The following is a 19,017-nucleotide window of genomic DNA, read 5'->3' as shown; positions in this document are numbered from 1 at the left end:
ATCCGATTGAGAACGCCTTCGCCAAACTCAAGGCGCTGCTGCGAGCAAAGGCCGAGAGAACCATCAAGGCTCTGTGGGACGTGGTCGGCGCGGTCGTCGACCTCTTCACCCCAGCCGAATGTGCCAACTACTTCAAAGCCGCAGGATATGAACCGGATTAAACAGGACGTGCTCTAGCAGCGCCACCGCCTGGTCTTTTGTGCGCACGCCGAGCTTGTTCCTGGCATTATCCAGATGAAAAGTGACAGTGCGCGACTTGATGCCCAGGATGCAGGCTGTGTCCGAGGCGGACTTGCCGCGAGCCGCCCACTGCAGGCACTCATATTCACGTGGTGTCAGCAAAATGCCGTCCACCATTCGACTGGCCGAGAGTTTGCGGCGAACATGAATGTGAAAGCACGTTGCCATGAATTGGAGCGCCTGCCCATACCGCTCGGCAGCGCGCAGCAAACCGGACGGCTCACGCGCGGCAAAGGTCATCGCTGCAGCACGCCCCCTGCTGTCAACAATGGGGATCGTCAACCCACAGCAGATGCCGAACTCTGCCGCTTCAACGAACAGCTTTTGCTGAACCTCCGATATTTCAAAGCCACGAAGATCGGATTCCCATCGGAAGGGGCTATCGGCAACTCGCGCCCGCAAGATGACGGGATCGACTCTCTGATACTGGTTTCGCAGATAATGCGCTGTCCAGGGAGGCGGATAATTCGAGATCAGCCTAGGCTCGCCGGAAGGTTGTAGTGGCAGGGATAAATAGGCAAACTTCAGTAGATCAAGTCCCAATGCCGCGCTGGTCAGGGCTTCACGGAAATCTGTTTCGTCGACACTCTCCGACAGCCTTTCCAGGAATGTCCCGACGACAATCGGCATGTCCTTTGTCATTGTCCTTCTACCTGTTAATTCGCACCACGCCTGGCTGGAGACCCACAAAGCCCGCGCATGACCGAGGCCCGGATCGCAGCACTTGCCGACTGACCGTCCCTGCAGAATGGCGAGAGGGCTGGGCGATCTTCGTGCCGGTGACCGCCAACCGCACCTGCCTAGGCTCTTCGAACGGCCATCTCCGAGATGCTGGGAGTACCTTTCCAACGCAGCGTTTCAATGAGGGAATCCTTACGCAATGAAAATGACAACATCGTCGCCCCTGCATCATTTCAATGGTGACTGTCACATCATGCTCGGTGGCATCGAAACGCGTGATCAAACCAGTGGTATCGCCAACGTCGGTCGGCATGCGAGAGGATAGTGATATGAGCTAATCCGCCGCTTCCGCTGTGATCCGGAACGTGTCTGTTGGTGGGCAGATCGGCTCCAGGCATTCGCATCGATTGAGGTGCCGCTGTTCTCCTCGGCTACTGTCTATCATCTCAGGCCGGGCCCAACCCAGGCCGGCACTATCGCTCGACACTGCTGCGGCGACATTCCATTGAAGACTCTGAAGCACTTTGCGAAGTGCGAAGCAGACATGAACCCGCAGGCCATGGCAATGTCGATGATGGGCATCCTCGTGCCTTCGATCAGGCGCTTCGCATGGTCTACGCGAATCCGGAGATAATGGCGCACCGGCGGAAGTCCGATATAGGAAGCGAACAAGCGTTCCAGCTGGCGCCGCGATACTCCGGCCCGTTGCGCGACCTCGTCCATTGCCAGTGGGAACTCTATGTTTTCTTCCATTATCCGCATTGCCATCAGCAGTTTGTCACTCACACCGGCAAAAGCCAGACCCGACGGTCCGGTCTGGCGGTTTGATCCTGAGCGCTGACCTTCGACAACTGCATGGCGGCAGACCTCCTGTGCAATATAACCTCCGGCATGGCTGCCGATCAGATCGACGGCCAAGTCGAAGGCTGCCAGTTCTCCTGCACAGGTTGAATACTGGCCGTCTTTGACAAACAGGGAGTCGCTTATGCGGGGCCGGTTGAACACCTCGGCGAAAGCAGCGAGCCGCGACCAGTGTATCGTGCAGCGTGTGCCTGCCAGAAGGCCCGTCCGCGCAAGCAGCCATGTCGCTGTCCCGACCGCCGACATCGGAACCCCGCGGCGAGCCATCGTTCTCAGACAACCGTTGAGCTCAGCCGTCAGTTGCCGTTCTACCGGCTCTCCCGCCATTATAGCGAGCTGGTTCGGTCTACGATCGTCCGAGGACAAAACCAGTTCATCAATAGGGACATCAACAGCAACCGAAAGGCCATTGGCACCTTCGACTGGCCGAGCGTCAAGCCCGGCGATTCGCCACCGGAACAGCGGCAGTCTTGACACCATATTGGCGATGCTGAAGGGTTCGATATAGGCGTGAAGCGCCAGATTCGAGAACCCTGGTAACACCAGAACGACCAAGTCAAACGGTCGATCGGCCTCCGCCGAAATTTTCGGCGTGACCAACGACGTCATTGCGCTGATGTTGGCGGGTGCGTTCACTAGTATCCGTACGTGGCTACCGGCTCACCGAACATGCCGGGTTCCGGTTTGATGCCGAGGCCTGGCAGCTGCGGTACGGCGATGTGACCGTTTTCGATGAGGATAGGATTTTTCGCGTCGAAATGTCCTTCGATATATTCTTGCGCGATCCAGGCGCCCTCAAACCGGCGCGGCTCCACAGTGGAAGCTAAATGCACGCAGGCCGCTGCGATGATGTCGCCGCCCCAGGCGTCGTCGCAGCTGTGCGGGAGTGAGCGGATGGCGCAAAGGTCTCGCACAGTCGTCATCTTCGTGAGGCCGCCCAGGCGCGTGACCTTGAAGCCGAAGCCATCCGCGATGCCTAGCGAGATCGCCCGAAGCACGATATTCTGATCCTCCGTATTCTCGTCCAGATAGATCGGGTGCGTCACGCGGCCCTTGAGTGACGCGACCTCGTCCATGGTGTTGCAGGGCTGCTCGAAAACGAACGGGATTGCCTGGCAAAGCCGGTCGAGAAGAATCGCGGCAGCGACAGTGAGGCCCCTGTTGCCATCCACTGCGATACGCGCTTTGTAGCCGACCGCCTCCCAAACCTTGTGAACCGTAGCCACATCCTCTTCGAGATTTCGCCCCGAGATTTTGACCTGCAGGCGTGGATAACCCGCCTTCACCTTGTCAGCGGCAATCCTGGCCGTTTCTTTAGGCGGGCCAACAATCAATGAATAGTAAGCCGGAACGCGGTCGGCCAGCGCACCACCCAGCAGTGTCGAGACCGGCACTCCCAACCGCTGGCCGAGAAGGTCGAGAAACGCCATGTCGAATGCGGCCTTCGCATATCCGTGCCCGTTCAAGCGCTCGTCCATGCGTTTGGCGAGAAGCCTGATCGAGGCAATCTCGGCGCCCAGAAGACCTGGTGCGATTTCGGCGATCGCTGCGCGGGCACCCAACGCATGATGCGGCTGATAGACCGGTCCGACGGGACAGGTTTCGCCCCAGCCAGTCAGCCCCTCATCGGTCACAAGCTCGACAAGGGTGCTGTCAAGCGCGTCGACGTCGTCACTGGCCATTCGATAGGTGCCACCTTTCACAGGCAGCTGGATCTTGTAGACGTTGATCCGGTCAATGCGCATGATGCTCAGTATTCCTCGTTGAGCGCATCGACGGCAGGAATTTCCCGCGAGCGACGATCGATATACGCGCGCAATTCCTCGTCCTTTGCGACATCGAGCTTAGGTTCTTCATATTCTGCCAGAAGGCGGCGCGCATGATCGAGCGCACGTTGCTTGATGTCCTTGGAGCCTTCAGCGTACCACTGCTCGATCGAGTTATTGTCGAAGAGCTTCGGAATAAAAAAGGCCTTCTCGAAGTTCGCCTGAGTATGCGGGTGTCCAAAGTAATGGCCGCCCGGCCCGACATCGCGGACCGCGGCCAGGGCCTCACCAAAGTCGTCCCACTGGATGCCTTGCGTCATGCGATAGCCCATGGCGCAGACTTCGGCGTCGACGACGAACTTTGCGATCGAGCAGTGCATACCGGCTTCATTCCAGCCAGCCGAATGCCAAATGTAGTTTGCGCCTGACATCAGCACGGCCATCATCGTCATCGCACTTTCATAGCCTGCTTGCGCATCAAAGACCTTGGCGCCGCCGAGCAGGTTCGAGGTACGCCAAGGGACGTTGTAGCGGCGAGCCATCTGGCCGATCATGAAGTTCATGAGCGAAATCTCTGGCGTCCCCGCCATTGGCGCTCCCGATTGCATCGACACGGTCGACAGGTAATGCCCGTAGATCGCAGGGCAGCCTTTGCGCACCACCTGCGTGTAGGCGAGGGCCGAAAGCGCCTCCGCATTGAGCTGCGCCACTGCCGCCGCGGTCGAGGCCGGCGTGTTCGCGCCGCCGAGAACGAACGGCGAGCACAAGACGGGCTGATTGCGCCGGCAGAAAGCACGCATGCCGCCCAGCATGACCTGGTCCCACACGAGCGGCGAATTGCCATTGCAGTTCCCGGTGGCCACTGCATGCTGCTCGAGGAAGCCTTCGCCGAAAAGGATCTCGCACATATCGAGCACGTCCTCGGCATTCTTGGGCGAGGTGGTCATGCCCATGAATATCTTATCGGAGTGCTTCATTGACGAATAGGTGATGTGCAGGTGCCGATGCGCCACAACAATGTCCATCGGCTCGACAATGTGATGCGCCGACGAATGCAGCGCCGGCATCATGTGCGCCAGCTTATGGAATGTGCCAAGGTCCGCGATCGTCGGGCCACGCCTGACGTCATCGAGGTCGCGCATGTAAGGCGCGCCGGTCATCGGCACGAAGATGGAGTTTTCGCCTCCGAGCTCGACATTCTTCGCTGGATCCCGCGCGAAGTATTCGACATTGGGGGGAATGGTCTTGATGAGCTCCATGACCAGGCCGCGGTCGAGATGAACGCGATCGTCCGCGCGCACGTCCGCTCCGACTTTCTTCCAGTCCTCAATCGCGATCGGATCGCGAAACACCACGCCTACTTCCTCCAGGATCGCGAGAGAAGCCTGGTGAATGCGTTCAACTTGCTCGGCGTCCATCGGCTCTATCACCGGCAGGCCGCGCTTCAGCGTCGGCAACATATCGACCTTTGGCGCCATGCGGATCGTCCTCCGCGCTTCCCGCCCTCCTCTACGAGAAAGTTGTAGCTGAGCAGTCATGCCGGCCTCCAAACAAACGCTGCGGCCCGCGTGAGCCGGCCGGAACTATTGCCGGAGTCCGAAGATTTGACCTAGTGCAAAAGTCTCACGCGTCCGTTGACTAAAGCGCGGCGGCAGTCGGGCCCCTTCATCGGGTGACTCGCGTCGAGGGCAGTTCCGTGCGGGCTATCGAGGGCGCCGACAGCACATATCCAGTTTTGTTCCAGAGCCATTACCCCGGACAGAACTGACCTTCCACCCGAGGCAGAATCGGAGGTACGGTCGACGGGCCCGCTCCGAAATTAAGTCAATCGGGAGGCTACTTTTTTGCGCCGATAGGCCTCTGCCGTTCCGTGCTAGAAATTTTTGCTTGGCATGGGGCATGCAGGAAGGCCCAAACATGGATCAAGCGAGGGAAACAGAAACGACAATCTTGGACTCATCCAGTATTTGGTGAGTATCGGCAGGAGGACTAGAATGCCAAAGACAAATCTGGTGAATGATATGCTCGGCAAGGGCACGTCCCGCAGAACTTTCCTGAAAGCTGGCGGCGCCGCCGCGTTGGCAATGACTGGTCTGACGACCGGCGCAAGGGCTGAGGCGTCCCGTCCGCTGGTCTATGCCTTCGCAGCATGGTCCGACGCGCTTGCAATCACCTATGTCGGCGCAAAGCTCATCGAGGACAATTTCGGCTACAAAGTCCAGCCGCTGCAGGCGGAGCCGGGCGTGATTTATGCGTCGCTTCAATCCGGGAAGGCCGACCTCTATTCGAACTCCTATATGCAGGGGATGGGCCCGCTGAAGGGCGATTACCAGGGAGGCCAGGCCGACTATGTAAAGAAAGTCGCCGATTTCATCAAAGTCGTTGGCGTTTCGGAAGGCCCGATGACGCAAGGGCTTGCCGTTCCGGAATATGTAGACATCAAGAGCATCGCGGAGCTCAACGATCAGGCCGACAAGTTTCCGGGCGGTATCATCGGCATCGACGCCGGCTCTGGCCTGATGCAGGCCGCGGACGCGACGGTGAAGGCTTACAGTCTCAAGCTCCACCTGGTCCCGGGCAGCCAAGCTGCCATGGAAGCGGCCTTCAGGCGCGCTTACTCCAGAAACGAGGCGATTGTGGTTACCACCTGGGAGCCGCTCCCGATGTGGAGCAAATTCAAGATGAGATACCTCGAAGACCCGAAAAGGACGATGATGGCGGAGCCATACTATTGCTTTCACGTCATGACAAAGGACTTCGAAACCAACTTTCCGAAGGCCCAGGCATTTCTGACGAAGTTCCGTATCCCGAATGATGAATTAGCGAAGATCATGGGCTGGATCGACGGAGGCATGAAGCCTGAAGATGCCGCTGCCAAGTGGATCGGCGAAATGAAAGGCAAGGGCATGATCGAGCCGTGGCTCGCCTGATCCGGTAGCCCGTATCCTCCCAAAGAGTGCAGGTGCAGGGGTCGGCGCGGCCCCCTGCACCGCCATCTGTTCTTGCGCGCGGGAGCCTTGCATGAGCACCCGAAAACCAGCCATAGAGATCAAGGATCTCTACAAGATCTACGGCGACAATCCCGAACTTAAGCTGGACGGATTGCGTTCGGGCGCAATCGGTCCTGACGGAGGCGGCGGTTTCGTAGCTCTCAACAATATCAACATGACGGTCGAGGCTGGAAAGATCTTCGTCATCATGGGTTTGTCAGGCAGCGGGAAGTCGACCATGCTTCGCTGCATCAACCGACTTATCGACCCAACAGCCGGCCAGATCCTGGTTAATGGACAGGACATCACCAAGGCCAACAAGAAAGAGCTTCGCCATATACGATCGACTATGATCGGCATGGTGTTCCAGCACTTCTCGCTGCTGCCTCACATCTCGGTTATCGATAACGTCGCGTTCGGATTGCGTATTGCCGGCATTGGCCGTAAGGAGAGGTGGGAGCGCGCGGGCAAGGCCCTTGAGCTTGTCGGCCTCAGCGGTTGGGACAAACGCAAGCCATCAAACCTGAGTGGTGGCATGCGGCAGCGCGTGGGCCTTGCGCGCGCCCTGGTGATGGACACGCCGGTGCTGCTGATGGACGAACCCTTCAGCGCGCTGGACCCTCTCATTCGAGAAGAAATGCAGCTGGAGTTGCTTCGGCTTCAGAATACGCTGAACAAGACGATCGTGTTCGTCACTCACGATCCGAATGAGGCGGCAACCATCGGCGACCGTATTGCCATTCTGCTCAAGGGACAGGTGGTTCAGGAAGGGCGACCCATGGACGTGGTCCTGTCCCCTGCCAACGATTATGTCAGGGACTTCGTGCGGGGCATCGATGTCTTCAAGGTGCTTTCGGCCGGCCAGGTCATGGACGCTGTCCGCCCCCCCGTAGAGCTGGTGAAAAAGCCGATTTCGGAATGGACGAAGCATCTCTCCCACGACCTCATCAAGCTGTCGCCCAACGATCTCATTGCGCCTTATCTCGACGAGCTGTCCAAAGAACAACGCACTTTGGTCGTGGTTAAGGACGACGGAACTCCGGTTGGGACCGTAACCAGCAGATCCGTGCTCAAGGCGCTTGCAGCCCATTCGTCAATAGGCGGCACGACATCCAAGGCGGAAAAACTCAATCCGGCTGCCGACGCAGTTCGGGAGACCCCCACGGCCGAACGCGCATTTCAATAGCGGACCAGAAAGCAACCGACGGGTGACCATGATGGATTTTTCGGAGTTTGCAGGCACGGTTGCGGCGTCGATCGACGACTTCACCAACTACCTCTCAACGCACTTCGGATTTGTTTTCGACTTCATCTCAACCGTGATCCTGGGCATTCAGCAGCCCTTGGCAACGATCCTGACGAGCGCACCGGCCTGGTTGATCATCACGATCTTTGTGGTCGGCAGCGGCCTGCTCGGCAGGCTCTCGCTGGCTATTCTGAGCGGGTGCGGACTGGCCTTCATCTTCGTCATGAATCTTTGGGCTCCTGCGATGGTGACACTCTCGCTAGTACTTACAGCCGCAATTGCCGCGCTGGCCATCGGCATACCTATTGGGATCCTGATCGCCGAATCCAAGCGCATGAATGCTGTTGCCGAGCCAATCCTCGACTTCATGCAGACGATGCCCCCATTCGTACTGCTCGTCCCAGCTGTGTTTTTCTTCGGTGTCGGTACCGTCCCTGGCATTGTTGCCACGATCTTCTTCGCCATGCCGCTCCCGATCAGGTTAACCGCCCACGGTCTCAAGATGGTCGAGCCGGAAATGGTCGAGGCCGGCGAAGCCTTCGGCGCGAGCCGACTAGCCGTGCTGTTCATGATCAAATTGCCGCTGGCATTTCGTTCGATTATGGCGGGCGTCAATCAGTGCGTGATGATGTCGTTGTCGATGGTCATCATCGCATCCATGATCGGCGCCGGAGGATTGGGCGACGAAATCATACGGTCGATCTCTCGCCTGCAGGTTGGGAGAGGCGTCGAAGCGGGGCTTGCCGTCGTGGTTCTGGCAATCCTCATCGATCGCATTACCAGGCGAATTAGCGAGAAGCTGGATCCCACGGCCTGAAACCGAAGCGGGAGCCGGGGATAGAACCCGGCTCTCGCATCGGTTTCAGGAGATTGGAAGCGGAAGTTTCTTTGTCCGCCCACCATCCATGACGTAGACTTGACCGGTTACGAAGGCACTTTCTTCTGAGGCAAGCCAGACAGCGAGATTGCCGACGTCGGTCGGTTCTCCCAGGCGTCCTACCGGATGCATCGCGAGAAGCTCCCTTCGAACACGAGCACTGTCGGGCATGCTGTCGAGGTAGACCTCGCTGAGGTCCGAATTGATCCAACCAGGCGCAATGGCATTGCACCGGATGCCCTCATGCCCATGGTCGACCGCTATTGCTGCGGTGAAACCGTGAATGCCCGCTTTCGAGGCGGAATATGCAGGATGCCCGGGGTTGGACGCCACGCCTTCGATCGACCCGATGTTGACGACGCTTGCACCGGTCCTTTTGCGGAGGTGCGGCATTGCCGCCTTCGTCAGCAGGAATGGGGCCTTGAGGTTGATATCCATCATCTGGTCCCAGTCCGCCTCAGTCATCTCATCGACCGTCTTCTCGAACATGATACCCGCGTTGTTGACCAGGACATCCAGGCCGCCAAGGCGTTCGACAACAGTTTCGACAGCTGATCGAATTTGTTCGGAATTCGCGAGATCCGCCTTCACATACATGGTTCCATGTTCAAGCAGCGCGTCAGGCGGCGAATTTCTCTGCACAATGGCAACTCTCGCCCCCTCCTCCACAAAGCGCTGTGTAATGCCGGCGCCGATGCCGCGTCCACCGCCGGTGATGATTGCAATCTTGCCTGCGAGTTTGTCAGCCATGGAAACCTCAATAGACAGGCTTGGCGCCATTCACTTCGACCGCCGTGCCGGCGATGTAGCGGGCGGCGTCGGAACACAGGAAAAATACCACCTCGGCTATGTCTTCTGGTTCAGCGATCCGGCCTAGCGGCACGGTGTTGTTGAGCTCCGCTATGGCTGTGTCCGGGTTGAAGCCACGCCGGGCAAAACCGGTACGCAGCATCGGGGTGTTGACTTCATTCGGGCACACCGCGTTGACCCGTATTCCATCACCTGCATGGTCGCGGCCGAGACACTTGGAAAACGCCGCGACCGCTGCTTTGCTGGTGCAATACGCCGCGTGCCCAGGCCCGGGATAAAGGCCCCAGCAGGATGCGACGTTTACAATCGCGCCGCCGCGGTGGGCCTTCATGTGGCCTATGGCTCTCCGGCAGGTATAGAAAACCGAGGTCAGGTTAATCTCGAATGTCCGCTGCCAATCTTCGTCGGTCGTCTCGAGAATGTTTCCTCGTGTGATGATCCCGGCGTTGTTGACGAGCACGTCCAGCCGCCCTGTGGCTTGGACGGAGTACTCGATCAGATCCTCGCAATAGGGCTTGTTTCTGAGATCTCCGGCCTTGCTCCAGACATTCTGCCCGGTTCGGTTGAGTTCTGCCTCGAGCGTGTTCAGGCCAGCCTGATCGGCGTCGCTCGCAACCACCCGAAAGCCGTTCGCAACGAACTGTCTGGAGATTGCTTGCCCGATGCCTCCCGCCGCGCCTGTTATGACCGCAGTTTTCTTCTCAATGCCAGTCATAGCTCGATCCTATCTTTGACGGGGAAAGTTCGGCTCATAATCTCTGAACAGCTGCCGAAGGCCAGTGGGGCAGCCCTGCAAAAGTCTCACCACCTTGTTGAGTTGTCGAGCGCAGACATCGCCCCGTATACTAGGTTGCAGCCGCGTCGGACATTGATTGGACAGCGTCGCAGATCGCGAAGCATGGTTCAGACAGTGTTGCTATGTTTCGCCGCAATCGGGTTGGGGATCGCAGCCATAGTCAGCCGAAACGCAGGGCATCGCGTTGCCTTGCAAATGGTCTTACGGCAGCTTGAGCATTGCTTGCTCTATTCCTAGCACGGCCCGATTACCGAAGTGTTTGGAGCTTGAGATGGTTCGCCGCTATTACGACCTGCCCTCCCTGACTGCTTTGGCTGTTTTTGAGGCGTCTGCGCGGCACCTGTCATTCAAATTGGCCGCTGCGGAACTGAACGTCACTCCTGGCGCAGTTAGCCGACAGATCAAAGCGATCGAGGACGAGCTTGGGGTTCCCCTCTTCACCCGGCTTGGAACTGGCGTGGCGCTGACAGGCGCAGGCGAAGACCTTTATGGCGCGTTGGCCAGCGGTTTTTCGCGAGCCGCAGACATCGTCCGAAATGTGAAGCACGGCGACCGGGCGAAGAATGTCACTCTCGCCTGCTCTGATGCCTTCGCGTCGATGTGGTTGATTCCACGAATGCCGGACTTCTGGACGCGAAATCAGAACATTGCCGTTGACCACCTGATTTCGGACAATCCTCGAGACTACCGGCGCGCGGAAGTCGAACTGCGTATCCGCTACGGGTTCGGATCGTGGTCGAATGAAGATGCTGAACTCCTTTTCAATGAAACAATCTACCCGGTATGCGGGCCCGGATTTGCAAGCAGGCATCGCGATGCAACGGCGGAGTCGTTGGCCGAGCTTCCCTTGCTGCACGTTGACTGGGTGGATCCCGACTGGGCTGGCTGGGATGAGGTCTTGCGACGCGCGGGAGTCTCACATGGGCCGACCCGCGGCCGGCGCTTCGGCAAGTTCTTCGTGGCGCTTCAGGCTGCTCAAGCCGATCAAGGAGTGGCTGTCGGCTGGCACCGCCTTGTCAAGGCGCAGATTGAAGAGGGTAAACTCGTCAGACTGACGGATCTCGAGCTGCCCGCCCCTGGCAGCTACTATCTCACCTGGTATGAAAATCGCACACTGTCCCCTGCCGCCCAAAGCCTCCGTAACTGGGTCCGGGAAGCGGCGGCGCAAGAACGAGAAAGCTAGAGCTCTCTGCCGGCGCGCTTCTGCATCGCCCACAGCTTCAACGGCGCTCCGATCGACATCAGGGGTTCTGTATACAGCCGAACCGGGGCTGGCTCGTTCAGGGCGTCTGCAACCATTGGCTCGTTGCTGCCGGCGGCAAGATCGGCAGCCAGCATCCCGTAGAGGGTGCCTTGCACCGTTCCAAGGCCATTGCAGCATCCGGCTACGAAGACCCTCTCCTCAATTTCGCCGAACGCAGGCGCCGAATTGAGGGAGAGACACAAGTGGCCTCCCCAGCGAAATTCCATCGGTATTTCGCCCAGCATCGTGAAGCGCGTCTGGAACGATCGATCATGCGCAGCACCGATCCGACGGATCTGCTTCTCACTGGTGGACATATCCGGATTATAGGTGAATGTATTGCGGACAACGATCCGGTCGCCGATCCTCCGGATAGTTGACCCCATCGGGTCGGCCGGGATCAAGCCCCAATGCGGCTCACCCCCCAGAAGCGCCTGTTCGGTCTTGGAGAGCGGCCTTGTCATGCTGGCGTAGGTGAACACATGCAGCAGGCGTTTCTTGAAGAAGCCAAAGCTTTCAAGGTGACCGTTGACCGTCAATATCAACCGCGGCGCAGTGATTTCACCCTCAACTGTCTTGGCAGTGTGCAGTTTTCCGGTCTGCAAAGATGTCACCGGCGAATTCTCGAATATGTGAACGCCGCCAGACAAGCCTTCGGCGAGCCCGCGGATGAAGCCGGCCGGCTGTGCCATTACTGTTCCCGGCGTGAAGGTACCGCCGACAAAAAAGTCGGTTCCGGTGATTTCCTTCAACTGCAACGCGTCGAGCCGCTCGAATGGCTCGCATAACCCCGTCAGGTGCTCCTCGAATTCGCGCAGGACAGAGAGACCGCGGTCCGTTGCCGCCCCATGAAATTTGCCGGCCCGAACAAAGAACTTCTGCAATCCGTATTCATCCGCCGCAGAGGCAGAGAACTCGATCGCGGCCCGGTTCATGCAAATGCGCTTGCGGTCGTGGTCCTGGCTTCCGCCGTAGTGCGCGCCACCGATCTCATGCGGAAGATCGATCATGAAGCCGGAGTTGCGTCCGGCAGCACCCCAGCCGACCCGCTGAGCGTCGACCACCACTATCCGCTCGTTCGGCACCAGTTGTGAGAGGCGCCGCGCGGCCGCCAAACCGGCAAACCCAGCTCCTACGATGAGCCAGTCCGCCTTGTGACGGCCGCGCAGCACCTCAGGTGCCTTGGGAGGCGGCAGAGTACCGTACCAGCCCGACAGGGACGTGTCCGCAGGCGTGCGGACAGCCGCGTGGTCGCTCATCGACGCGATTGGGCTAGTCTACCGAACGCGAGACCTTAGGATCGGAGATGTCCGCCCAGATGGTCTTGAGTTCGGTATATTGGTCGTGGGCATGCAATGACTTGTCTCGTCCCCCGAAGCCCGAAAGCTTGAAGCCTCCGAAGGGTGTCGAGATGTCTCCTTCGCCATAACAATTGATGGTCACCGTTCCTGCGCGGATGTCTCGCGCGATACGATGTGCCTTGCCAAGATTGGCTGTGAAGATCGAGGCTGCAAGTCCATATTGCGTGTCGTTTGCGACTCGGACCGCTTCATCAGAGTTGGTGACCTTGATGACCGAAAGCACCGGTCCGAAAATCTCCTCTCGAGCGATCGCCATTGCGGGCGTGACATCGTCGAATACAGTCGGCTCGATGAAATAGCCTTTGCCGTGCTTGTGGGCGTTCCCGCCCGTCACGATCCTGGCGCCTTCCGCCCGCCCCTTCTTGATGTAGCCCATAATGCGGTCGAACTGCTCCCTCGAGACAATGGCACCGAGCCGGTTGCCTGGGTCCAACGGCTCCCCCAGAGGCCATTCCCTGAGCTTGTGGAGGACCGTTTCCACCAGACGGTCCTTGATCTTCTCGTGCACGATGAGGCGCGAATTGGACGAGCAGTTCTCGCCCATGTTCCAGAAGACCGCCTGAGTGACATGCTGCGCTACAACGTCAAGGTTCTCGGCGTCATCCAGAACGATGCAAGGGTTCTTCCCGCCGCATTCGAGCACCACGCGCTTGAGGTTGGACCTGGCGGAATATTCAAGAAATTTTCGGCCGACGTCGGTTGATCCCGTGAATGCGACCATATCGATATCGGGATGCATGCCGAGCGCCTTGCCGGTAATGTCGCCGGGACCGGTTACGATCTGAAGGACGCCGGCGGGGATCCCCGCCTCATGCGCCAATTCGGCAATGCGCAATGTTGACATGTTCGTTTGCTCGGCCGGCTTGACGATGACGGAGTTGCCGGTCGCAAGAGCCGGGCCGATCTTCCACGCCAGCATCAGGATCGGGAAATTCCAAGGCAGAACGCAAGCGACCACGCCCAGCGGCTGGCGTACGATCATCGACACAACATCATCGCCGGAAGGCGACGTCTGGCCGTAGAGCTTGTCGGTGGCTTCCGCGTGCCATTCCAGGCAATGCAGGGCCTCAGGAATGTCTATGGTTACGACGTCATAGATCGGCTTGCCGCTTTCGAGCGTCTCAAGCACTGCAAGCTCATGAGCGTCTCGCTTCATCAATTTCACGAGCCGCCGCAGAACGCGCTTGCGCTCGCTCGGATGCGCACGCGACCAGACGCCCGATTCAAACGCCAGTCGTGCTTTCTCGACAGAGAGATCGACGTCGGCCTGGGCGCAGGAAGCGATCCTGGCGATGACCTGCCCTGTGGCGGGATTGATGGTTTCGAAAGTTTCCCCAGATTGTGCTGCCCGCGCCTTGCCGTCGATCACTGCGCTGGTCGGCAGTGGCAGGCTGTCCGCCAGGTTCTGGTACTCATCACGCGTTAATAGCGATGACATTCTCGGAAGCCCTCTTTTGGGATTTTGCAGTGATCGACGCGATGACTGCTTTAAGGGTACGGATCGTCGACTCGAGTTCCCACTTCTGTTCGTCATCGAGTGCCCGCATGGGCCGGCGCACAGGCCCGGCCGGCAATCCAGCCAATTCGCACCCGAACTTGATGCTCTGGACAAACTTGCCGCCCTGTTCGAGAAGCCTCATCAGAGGCAGAAGGGCCGACATGATCTGTCGGCCCTTGGTGAAATCCTTCTCGATAACGCACGCTTCGTACAGCGCGAGGTGCTCAGCCGGCAGGCAGTTGCCAGCTCCACATACCCAGCCCTTGGCGCCCCAGGCGAAGAATTCAAGCGCCTGATCATCCATGCCGCAGAACAGGTCGATATGCGGATAGTCACGAGCCAAGGCGTGCAGCTGATTCATGCTGCCGCTCGACTCCTTGATTGCACAGAAATTTGAGCTGCGACCGACGCGGTCCAGGAACTCGAAATCCATCATCGTGCCGGTGCGTCCGGGATAGTTGTAGAGCATGACCGGCAGATCGGCGGCTTTGTCGATCGCAAGGGCATGATTGGCAAGTTCGAGCTGCGTGGGGACAGCGTAGTACGGCGAACCGATCAGGATGCCATCGTACTTCAGGTCCTTTGCAACCAGCGCATATTCGATGCAGTCTTCTGTGCGGATAGCGCCGACGCCAGCGATCAGGGGCATCTTCCCCTTCACCATGCTCCTGGCAAGCTTTAGCAGGCCGACGCGCTCATCCCGTGACTGGGCGTAGTACTCGCCCGTGGTGCCACCGACAATGATGCCGTGGACACCAGTCGCGACGAGGTGCTCCACCATGACGCAGAAGCCGTCACGGTCGATCGATCCGTCCGCATGAAAGGGCGTTGTGACGGGCGGAATAACGCCTTTGAAGGACATCTGCCTCGCTCCGATGTGGGCTGCAAGGTCATTGTTATATGCAAGCTCGAAGAGCTGGACAGCCGAAATAAAGTCACCTGGCAGGCAACTTTTTTGCGGTTCTGGCTATGATCGATCATGCTACAGTAGGCGTATTTCCCGGCCCTGAGACAAGCAGGCTCGGACGGGCCAATGGTCACTGCTACCCTTGGCCAATGGAGGCGTTTCCGTGTCAATGAGGGCGGCATAGCGCCCAAGTTAGATTTGACGAGTGTCTCGGGGGGAGAGCTTGGACTTGCATAACCTAAAGTCGCTGTTGCAGCGGCATTTCAGCGATGGACTTGTGACCATCGTTGGGTCAGGCTTGTCATGCGCTGAGGGATTGCCAGGCATGACCGAGATCGCGCAACATCTTCAGGCTGTAATGTTAGACGATCTCACTCCCTCGGATGCAGAACAATGGGCAGTTCTTAGCCCACTCATTGCTGACAAGGGATTGGAGGCCGCTCTATTGGAAGTGGGCCCAACTCCATCAGTGGAAACGGCGATCGTTGCGCGAACCGGGCAGTTTATCGCAAATCGGGAGCGCGAAATCGTCGATGAAGTTTTTGCAAGGACCAGAACGCTGCGGTTCACGCGACTATTGGCGCATTTTCTCAAGCCGGAGAGCGGCGCACCAATCATAACTACGAACTACGACCGATTGATCGAGATTGCCGCCGAAGAAGCTGGCCTTGGCGTAGATACAATGTTTGTCGGCCAGTTTGCAGGTATCCTCAACGAATATGAAAGCCGTCTGAGCTTTTGTCGCGAAGTGACCCTCCGCGGAAAGCAGGTTCAATGGAGATACCGCCAGCGGGTGAATGTGTTTAAGCCGCATGGTAGTCTCGATTGGTACCATCGAGACGGACGGCCCGTGCGCTATGCTGGCGATTTGACATTGCCACGTCTGATCATAACTCCTGGATTGAATAAATTTCGGAATGGCTACGAGAGCCCTTTTGATCGGCATCGAGAGAGGGCGAATTCCGCAATCGATCGCGCAAGCCGTTTTCTGGTCATTGGCTACGGGTTCAATGACGATCACCTCGAGACTCACCTTACGCCTCGTATTCGCAGCGGTGTTCCGACGCTGTTACTGACACGCGGGTTGTCCCCGAACGCGATGAAACTCGTCGAAGCGTGTCCGAACGTAGTAGCGATTCAGCACGCCGTCGTCGGAGGCAGTCAGGGTTCATCGGTATTTGTGGATAGGGCGGAAATCCAGGTGCCGGACCTCGCCCTTTGGGAACTGAACTCCTTCATTTCTGAGGTGCTTGAACCATGACCGAAGCCGCATTGCAGTTTTCCGATGGCGACCGAATCGGGCGTGTCGCCTCCGTCGACACGAGCCGTGTTGCCGTCAATGTCACGAATTCGGTCCTGCTCACCCGCATTGGCATAGGCCAACTCGTTGCCATTCGGGGGGCGACAGAGAGAGAGTACCTAATTGCTATGACTGAGAGGGTTACGCGTAGCATGCGGGAGGAGCTGCCTACGCAGGGCGATGACGACGAGGCTGGCGCACTTCTCGGCGCAGTGCCGACCGATATTCTGCAAGGCATCCTTATAGGCACCTTCCGAACTGTTGAGGGTGCGAAGATAAATACATTCAAACGGGGTGCCGACAGCTTCCCGCAGATCGATCGTGAATGTTACGTGATCGAAGGCCTAAACCTACAAAGGTTTATGGGCATCTTGGGTGCGGGGTTCTCGGAAGATGAACGACTAAAGCTAGGTGTCTTCGTTGCTGATCGGTCGGCCGATGCCATCGCCAGCGGTGATAGGTTCTTCCAGCGCCATGCCGCAATCCTCGGCAGTACAGGCTCAGGAAAGAGTTGGGCGGTCGCACTGATCCTTGAACGCGCAGCCAAGCTCAAATACCCTAATATCATCGTATTCGACATGCATGGGGAATACGCACCTCTAGCGAACAAAGCCGCCGGCGGAATAGCCAAGCGTTTCCGCATCGCTGGTCCAGGCGATCTTGAGACACCGAAGGAGGACGTCCTTTTTCTTCCGTACTGGCTGCTAAACCGCGACGAAATGCTGTCGATGATCCTCGACCGCAGCGACCAGAATGCGCCAAATCAGGCTTCACGGTTCACTTTGCACGTTCGCCATCTGAAAGGGCGAACGTTGGATAAAGAAGGCAAAGCCAGCGTGAAGAAAACTTTCACTGTGGATTCGCCAATCCCCTACGACGTAAGAGAATTGTTCGGACTATTGGATGCTGACAACAGCACTAAGGGCATGGGGAAGAACGGGCCTATTAAGGGTGAATGGGAGGACAAGCTGACCCGCTTCCTTTCACGCCTGCAAGCCAAATTGGATGATCGACGCTACGGATTCATGTTCGCGCCTTCAGATGCCGCTTCTAGTTACGGATGGCTTGCACAGCAGGCGCTGAAGCTTCTCAGTGCCGGAGATGGATTTGGAATCAAGATCATCGACTTTTCGGAGGTACCCGCGGATGTGCTACCCGTGGTAACTGGCACGCTCGCTCGGCTCCTGTATGATGTCCAGTTCTGGATGGGTGGAGAAGCGCGCACGCCGGTCACCCTTCTTTGCGACGAAGCGCACCTGTATCTTCCTGTTCGTGACGATGCCGATGCCGTGCAACGGCAGGCGCTGGGGTCTTTCGAGCGCATTGCAAAGGAGGGACGAAAGTATGGCTTCTCTCTACTGGTGGTAAGCCAACGGCCCTCCGACGTGAGCCGAACGATTCTGAGTCAATGCAACAATTTTCTTGCGTTACGGCTTACTAATGAGACCGATCAAGGTGTGATCAAGCGCCTCATGCCGGATTCGTTAGCTGGGCTCACGAGCATCCTTCCCTTGCTTGATGTAGGCGAGGCGCTTTTACTGGGGGATGCCGTACTGTTGCCAACCCGAATTCGGCTTGACGTTCCAAAGATCAGGCCGGACAGCGCGACGCGCGATTTCTGGACCGAATGGGGCTCGGTTAGGGCGGATGACGCGGCAATTACAGCAGCGGTGGAATGCTTGCGTAGCCAATCACGCAGCGAATGAGCTTGTGCGTCGTGTCTATGCGAGTATGCGAGCCACAGAAGGGCAGCCAATGGGACCTCGGCAGAGGTACTTTCGCGTCATAGACTGCTTGCATCACCGACAAGATCGACGATGCCGTTTGGGCCTGCTTTGGCTGACGCTGCATGAAGAGAGGGGCGCCTGGAGGGGGCTGGATTGGGATGCTCTGGATGGCTCGGTCACAGCGCTTCAACGGCTGATACGGGGAGGCTCTCAAACAGGATAGTCGCCACAGGTTCGGCTCGGCAAAGCCGCCACGCACACGCTAGGGTGCAGGCGTCCCGCGCGATCCCCGCATTCCTAGAGAACTTCTCGGCCGTGGTTCACTCTAAATTGGCGCAGGATGCCCTTCGTTTCTCCATACCGTCCTAGCGAAGCGCCGCCAGTCTGGGCCTTAAAGTGCGACTGCCAAGTAATGTGAGCAGTTGCCTGTCCGCTCTCATCACGCTTTGGCCAAGTGAATGTAACTTGCTGCAAAGCGCCCGAATTTGTGCTCGCCGCAAGTCACCGGCTTATAACGAAGCGGGTTGCTGTCCGTAACACACGAGGGCAATGGTTCGATGATCGCGTTGAAATCGGCATCAATAAAGACGGCATTGAGTATCGCTCGCGGCCCGAGCTATTCACCACGCGGTGCATGTTCGCCAGGTAGAGATTGTTCGTGAGCCGCTGAATCAGATCGCCAATGTTGATTACGAACGTGCCGTGGATCGGAAT

Annotated in this window: 16 protein-coding genes and 1 pseudogene; 7 read left to right on the top strand and 10 right to left on the bottom strand. The window is 58.1% G+C overall.

Annotation, left to right across the window (positions count from 1 at the left end; all coding sequences use genetic code 11):
* A pseudogene (locus tag EN807_RS31705) lies at positions 1-161 on the top strand (IS630 family transposase); the annotation flags it as partial.
* Here the strand turns inward: EN807_RS31705 and EN807_RS31700 are convergent.
* The 4 genes from EN807_RS31700 to EN807_RS31685 all read right to left on the bottom strand — a co-directional run bounded on the left by EN807_RS31700 (position 133) and on the right by EN807_RS31685 (position 5,086).
* Positions 133-882, bottom strand: coding sequence for a LuxR family transcriptional regulator (locus EN807_RS31700; RefSeq protein ID WP_135937882.1), 750 nt, complete (start codon positions 880-882; stop codon positions 133-135). The pseudogene EN807_RS31705 and the gene EN807_RS31700 overlap by 29 nt on opposite strands.
* 480 nt (positions 883-1,362) lie before the next feature.
* The gene (locus tag EN807_RS31695) at positions 1,363-2,418 is read right to left on the bottom strand and encodes a GlxA family transcriptional regulator (RefSeq protein WP_135937881.1); all 1,056 of its coding nucleotides are present in this window, start codon (positions 2,416-2,418) and stop codon (positions 1,363-1,365) included.
* Positions 2,418-3,527 (bottom strand): mandelate racemase/muconate lactonizing enzyme family protein, encoded by a 1,110-nt coding sequence (locus EN807_RS31690; RefSeq protein ID WP_135937880.1) that lies wholly within the window; start codon positions 3,525-3,527, stop codon positions 2,418-2,420. The genes EN807_RS31695 and EN807_RS31690 overlap by 1 nt, the downstream gene beginning before the upstream one ends.
* A gap of 5 nt (positions 3,528-3,532) precedes the next feature.
* Entirely contained in the window at positions 3,533-5,086 is a 1,554-nt protein-coding gene (locus tag EN807_RS31685; RefSeq protein WP_135937879.1) for a trimethylamine methyltransferase family protein, read from the bottom strand.
* 354 nt (positions 5,087-5,440) lie between these two features.
* Between EN807_RS31685 and EN807_RS31680 the strand changes: the two genes are divergently transcribed.
* From EN807_RS31680 to EN807_RS31670, 3 genes are all read left to right on the top strand, one after another.
* Positions 5,441-6,478: a glycine betaine ABC transporter substrate-binding protein gene (locus EN807_RS31680; protein ID WP_246684485.1), complete on the top strand. Its 1,038-nt coding sequence runs from the start codon at positions 5,441-5,443 to the stop codon at positions 6,476-6,478.
* 91 nt (positions 6,479-6,569) lie between these two features.
* Positions 6,570-7,724: a betaine/proline/choline family ABC transporter ATP-binding protein gene (locus EN807_RS31675; RefSeq protein WP_135937877.1), complete on the top strand. Its 1,155-nt coding sequence runs from the start codon at positions 6,570-6,572 to the stop codon at positions 7,722-7,724.
* Positions 7,725-7,752: 28 nt separating this feature from the next.
* A complete protein-coding gene (locus tag EN807_RS31670) occupies positions 7,753-8,601 on the top strand; it encodes an ABC transporter permease subunit (protein WP_210240009.1) in 849 nt (282 codons plus the stop codon).
* A gap of 45 nt (positions 8,602-8,646) precedes the next feature.
* Here EN807_RS31670 and EN807_RS31665 read toward each other — a convergent pair whose 3' ends face one another.
* Positions 8,647-9,411 carry a glucose 1-dehydrogenase gene (locus EN807_RS31665; RefSeq protein ID WP_135937876.1) on the bottom strand — a complete coding sequence of 255 codons (765 nt, stop codon included), beginning with the start codon at positions 9,409-9,411 and terminating at the stop codon, positions 8,647-8,649.
* Between the two features lie 7 nt (positions 9,412-9,418).
* Positions 9,419-10,186, bottom strand: a complete 768-nt coding sequence (locus tag EN807_RS31660; protein WP_135937875.1) for an SDR family oxidoreductase — start codon at positions 10,184-10,186, stop codon at positions 9,419-9,421.
* Positions 10,187-10,538: 352 nt separating this feature from the next.
* Between EN807_RS31660 and EN807_RS31655 the strand changes: the two genes are divergently transcribed.
* On the top strand, positions 10,539-11,450 hold the full coding sequence (locus EN807_RS31655) for a LysR substrate-binding domain-containing protein (protein ID WP_135937874.1): 912 nt from the start codon (positions 10,539-10,541) through the stop codon (positions 11,448-11,450).
* On the opposite strand, the gene EN807_RS31650 is transcribed toward EN807_RS31655, so the two are convergent.
* From EN807_RS31650 to EN807_RS31640, 3 genes are read right to left on the bottom strand one after another with little or no spacing between them, the layout of a single operon-like run.
* The gene (locus tag EN807_RS31650) at positions 11,447-12,769 is read right to left on the bottom strand and encodes an FAD-binding oxidoreductase (RefSeq protein WP_135937873.1); all 1,323 of its coding nucleotides are present in this window, start codon (positions 12,767-12,769) and stop codon (positions 11,447-11,449) included. The genes EN807_RS31655 and EN807_RS31650 overlap by 4 nt on opposite strands.
* Positions 12,770-12,782: 13 nt before the next feature.
* The gene (locus EN807_RS31645; protein ID WP_135937872.1) at positions 12,783-14,309 is read right to left on the bottom strand and encodes an aldehyde dehydrogenase; all 1,527 of its coding nucleotides are present in this window, start codon (positions 14,307-14,309) and stop codon (positions 12,783-12,785) included.
* Positions 14,287-15,231, bottom strand: a complete 945-nt coding sequence (locus EN807_RS31640) for a dihydrodipicolinate synthase family protein (protein ID WP_135937871.1) — start codon at positions 15,229-15,231, stop codon at positions 14,287-14,289. Before EN807_RS31640 ends, EN807_RS31645 begins: the two co-directional genes overlap by 23 nt.
* Before the next feature lie 370 nt (positions 15,232-15,601).
* Here EN807_RS31640 and EN807_RS31635 point away from each other — a divergent pair, with 370 nt between their 5' ends.
* Together EN807_RS31635 and EN807_RS31630 are read left to right on the top strand one after the other, a co-directional pair.
* Complete coding sequence (locus EN807_RS31635) at positions 15,602-16,537, top strand: SIR2 family protein (protein WP_210240008.1); 936 nt, start codon at positions 15,602-15,604, stop codon at positions 16,535-16,537.
* Positions 16,534-18,282 (top strand): ATP-binding protein, encoded by a 1,749-nt coding sequence (locus EN807_RS31630; RefSeq protein ID WP_135937869.1) that lies wholly within the window; start codon positions 16,534-16,536, stop codon positions 18,280-18,282. Before EN807_RS31635 ends, EN807_RS31630 begins: the two co-directional genes overlap by 4 nt.
* Before the next feature lie 522 nt (positions 18,283-18,804).
* On the opposite strand, the gene EN807_RS31625 is transcribed toward EN807_RS31630, so the two are convergent.
* On the bottom strand, positions 18,805-19,017 hold a 213-nt coding region (locus EN807_RS31625), incomplete at its 5' end, for an isopenicillin N synthase family oxygenase (protein WP_210240007.1).

Origin of the sequence: Mesorhizobium sp. M5C.F.Ca.ET.164.01.1.1, assembly GCF_004792125.1 — a bacterium.
Classification (GTDB): domain Bacteria; phylum Pseudomonadota; class Alphaproteobacteria; order Rhizobiales; family Rhizobiaceae; genus Mesorhizobium; species Mesorhizobium wenxiniae.
Note: the sequence above shows the minus strand (reverse complement) of the source record. Positions and strands in the feature narration are given on the sequence as shown.

What these genes read in the sequence shown, in the direction of transcription:
- EN807_RS31700 (WP_135937882.1), bottom strand. Translation starts at nt 882, where the DNA reads ATGACAAAGGACATGCCGATTGTCGTCGGGACATTCCTGGAAAGGCTG.
- EN807_RS31690 (WP_135937880.1), bottom strand. Translation starts at nt 3,527, where the DNA reads ATGCGCATTGACCGGATCAACGTCTACAAGATCCAGCTGCCTGTGAAA.
- EN807_RS31685 (WP_135937879.1), bottom strand. Translation starts at nt 5,086, where the DNA reads ATGACTGCTCAGCTACAACTTTCTCGTAGAGGAGGGCGGGAAGCGCGG.
- EN807_RS31680 (WP_246684485.1), top strand. Translation starts at nt 5,441, where the DNA reads ATGGGGCATGCAGGAAGGCCCAAACATGGATCAAGCGAGGGAAACAGA.
- EN807_RS31675 (WP_135937877.1), top strand. Translation starts at nt 6,570, where the DNA reads ATGAGCACCCGAAAACCAGCCATAGAGATCAAGGATCTCTACAAGATC.
- EN807_RS31670 (WP_210240009.1), top strand. Translation starts at nt 7,753, where the DNA reads ATGATGGATTTTTCGGAGTTTGCAGGCACGGTTGCGGCGTCGATCGAC.
- EN807_RS31665 (WP_135937876.1), bottom strand. Translation starts at nt 9,411, where the DNA reads ATGGCTGACAAACTCGCAGGCAAGATTGCAATCATCACCGGCGGTGGA.
- EN807_RS31660 (WP_135937875.1), bottom strand. Translation starts at nt 10,186, where the DNA reads ATGACTGGCATTGAGAAGAAAACTGCGGTCATAACAGGCGCGGCGGGA.
- EN807_RS31655 (WP_135937874.1), top strand. Translation starts at nt 10,539, where the DNA reads ATGGTTCGCCGCTATTACGACCTGCCCTCCCTGACTGCTTTGGCTGTT.
- EN807_RS31650 (WP_135937873.1), bottom strand. Translation starts at nt 12,769, where the DNA reads ATGAGCGACCACGCGGCTGTCCGCACGCCTGCGGACACGTCCCTGTCG.
- EN807_RS31645 (WP_135937872.1), bottom strand. Translation starts at nt 14,309, where the DNA reads ATGTCATCGCTATTAACGCGTGATGAGTACCAGAACCTGGCGGACAGC.
- EN807_RS31640 (WP_135937871.1), bottom strand. Translation starts at nt 15,231, where the DNA reads ATGTCCTTCAAAGGCGTTATTCCGCCCGTCACAACGCCCTTTCATGCG.
- EN807_RS31635 (WP_210240008.1), top strand. Translation starts at nt 15,602, where the DNA reads ATGACCGAGATCGCGCAACATCTTCAGGCTGTAATGTTAGACGATCTC.
- EN807_RS31630 (WP_135937869.1), top strand. Translation starts at nt 16,534, where the DNA reads ATGACCGAAGCCGCATTGCAGTTTTCCGATGGCGACCGAATCGGGCGT.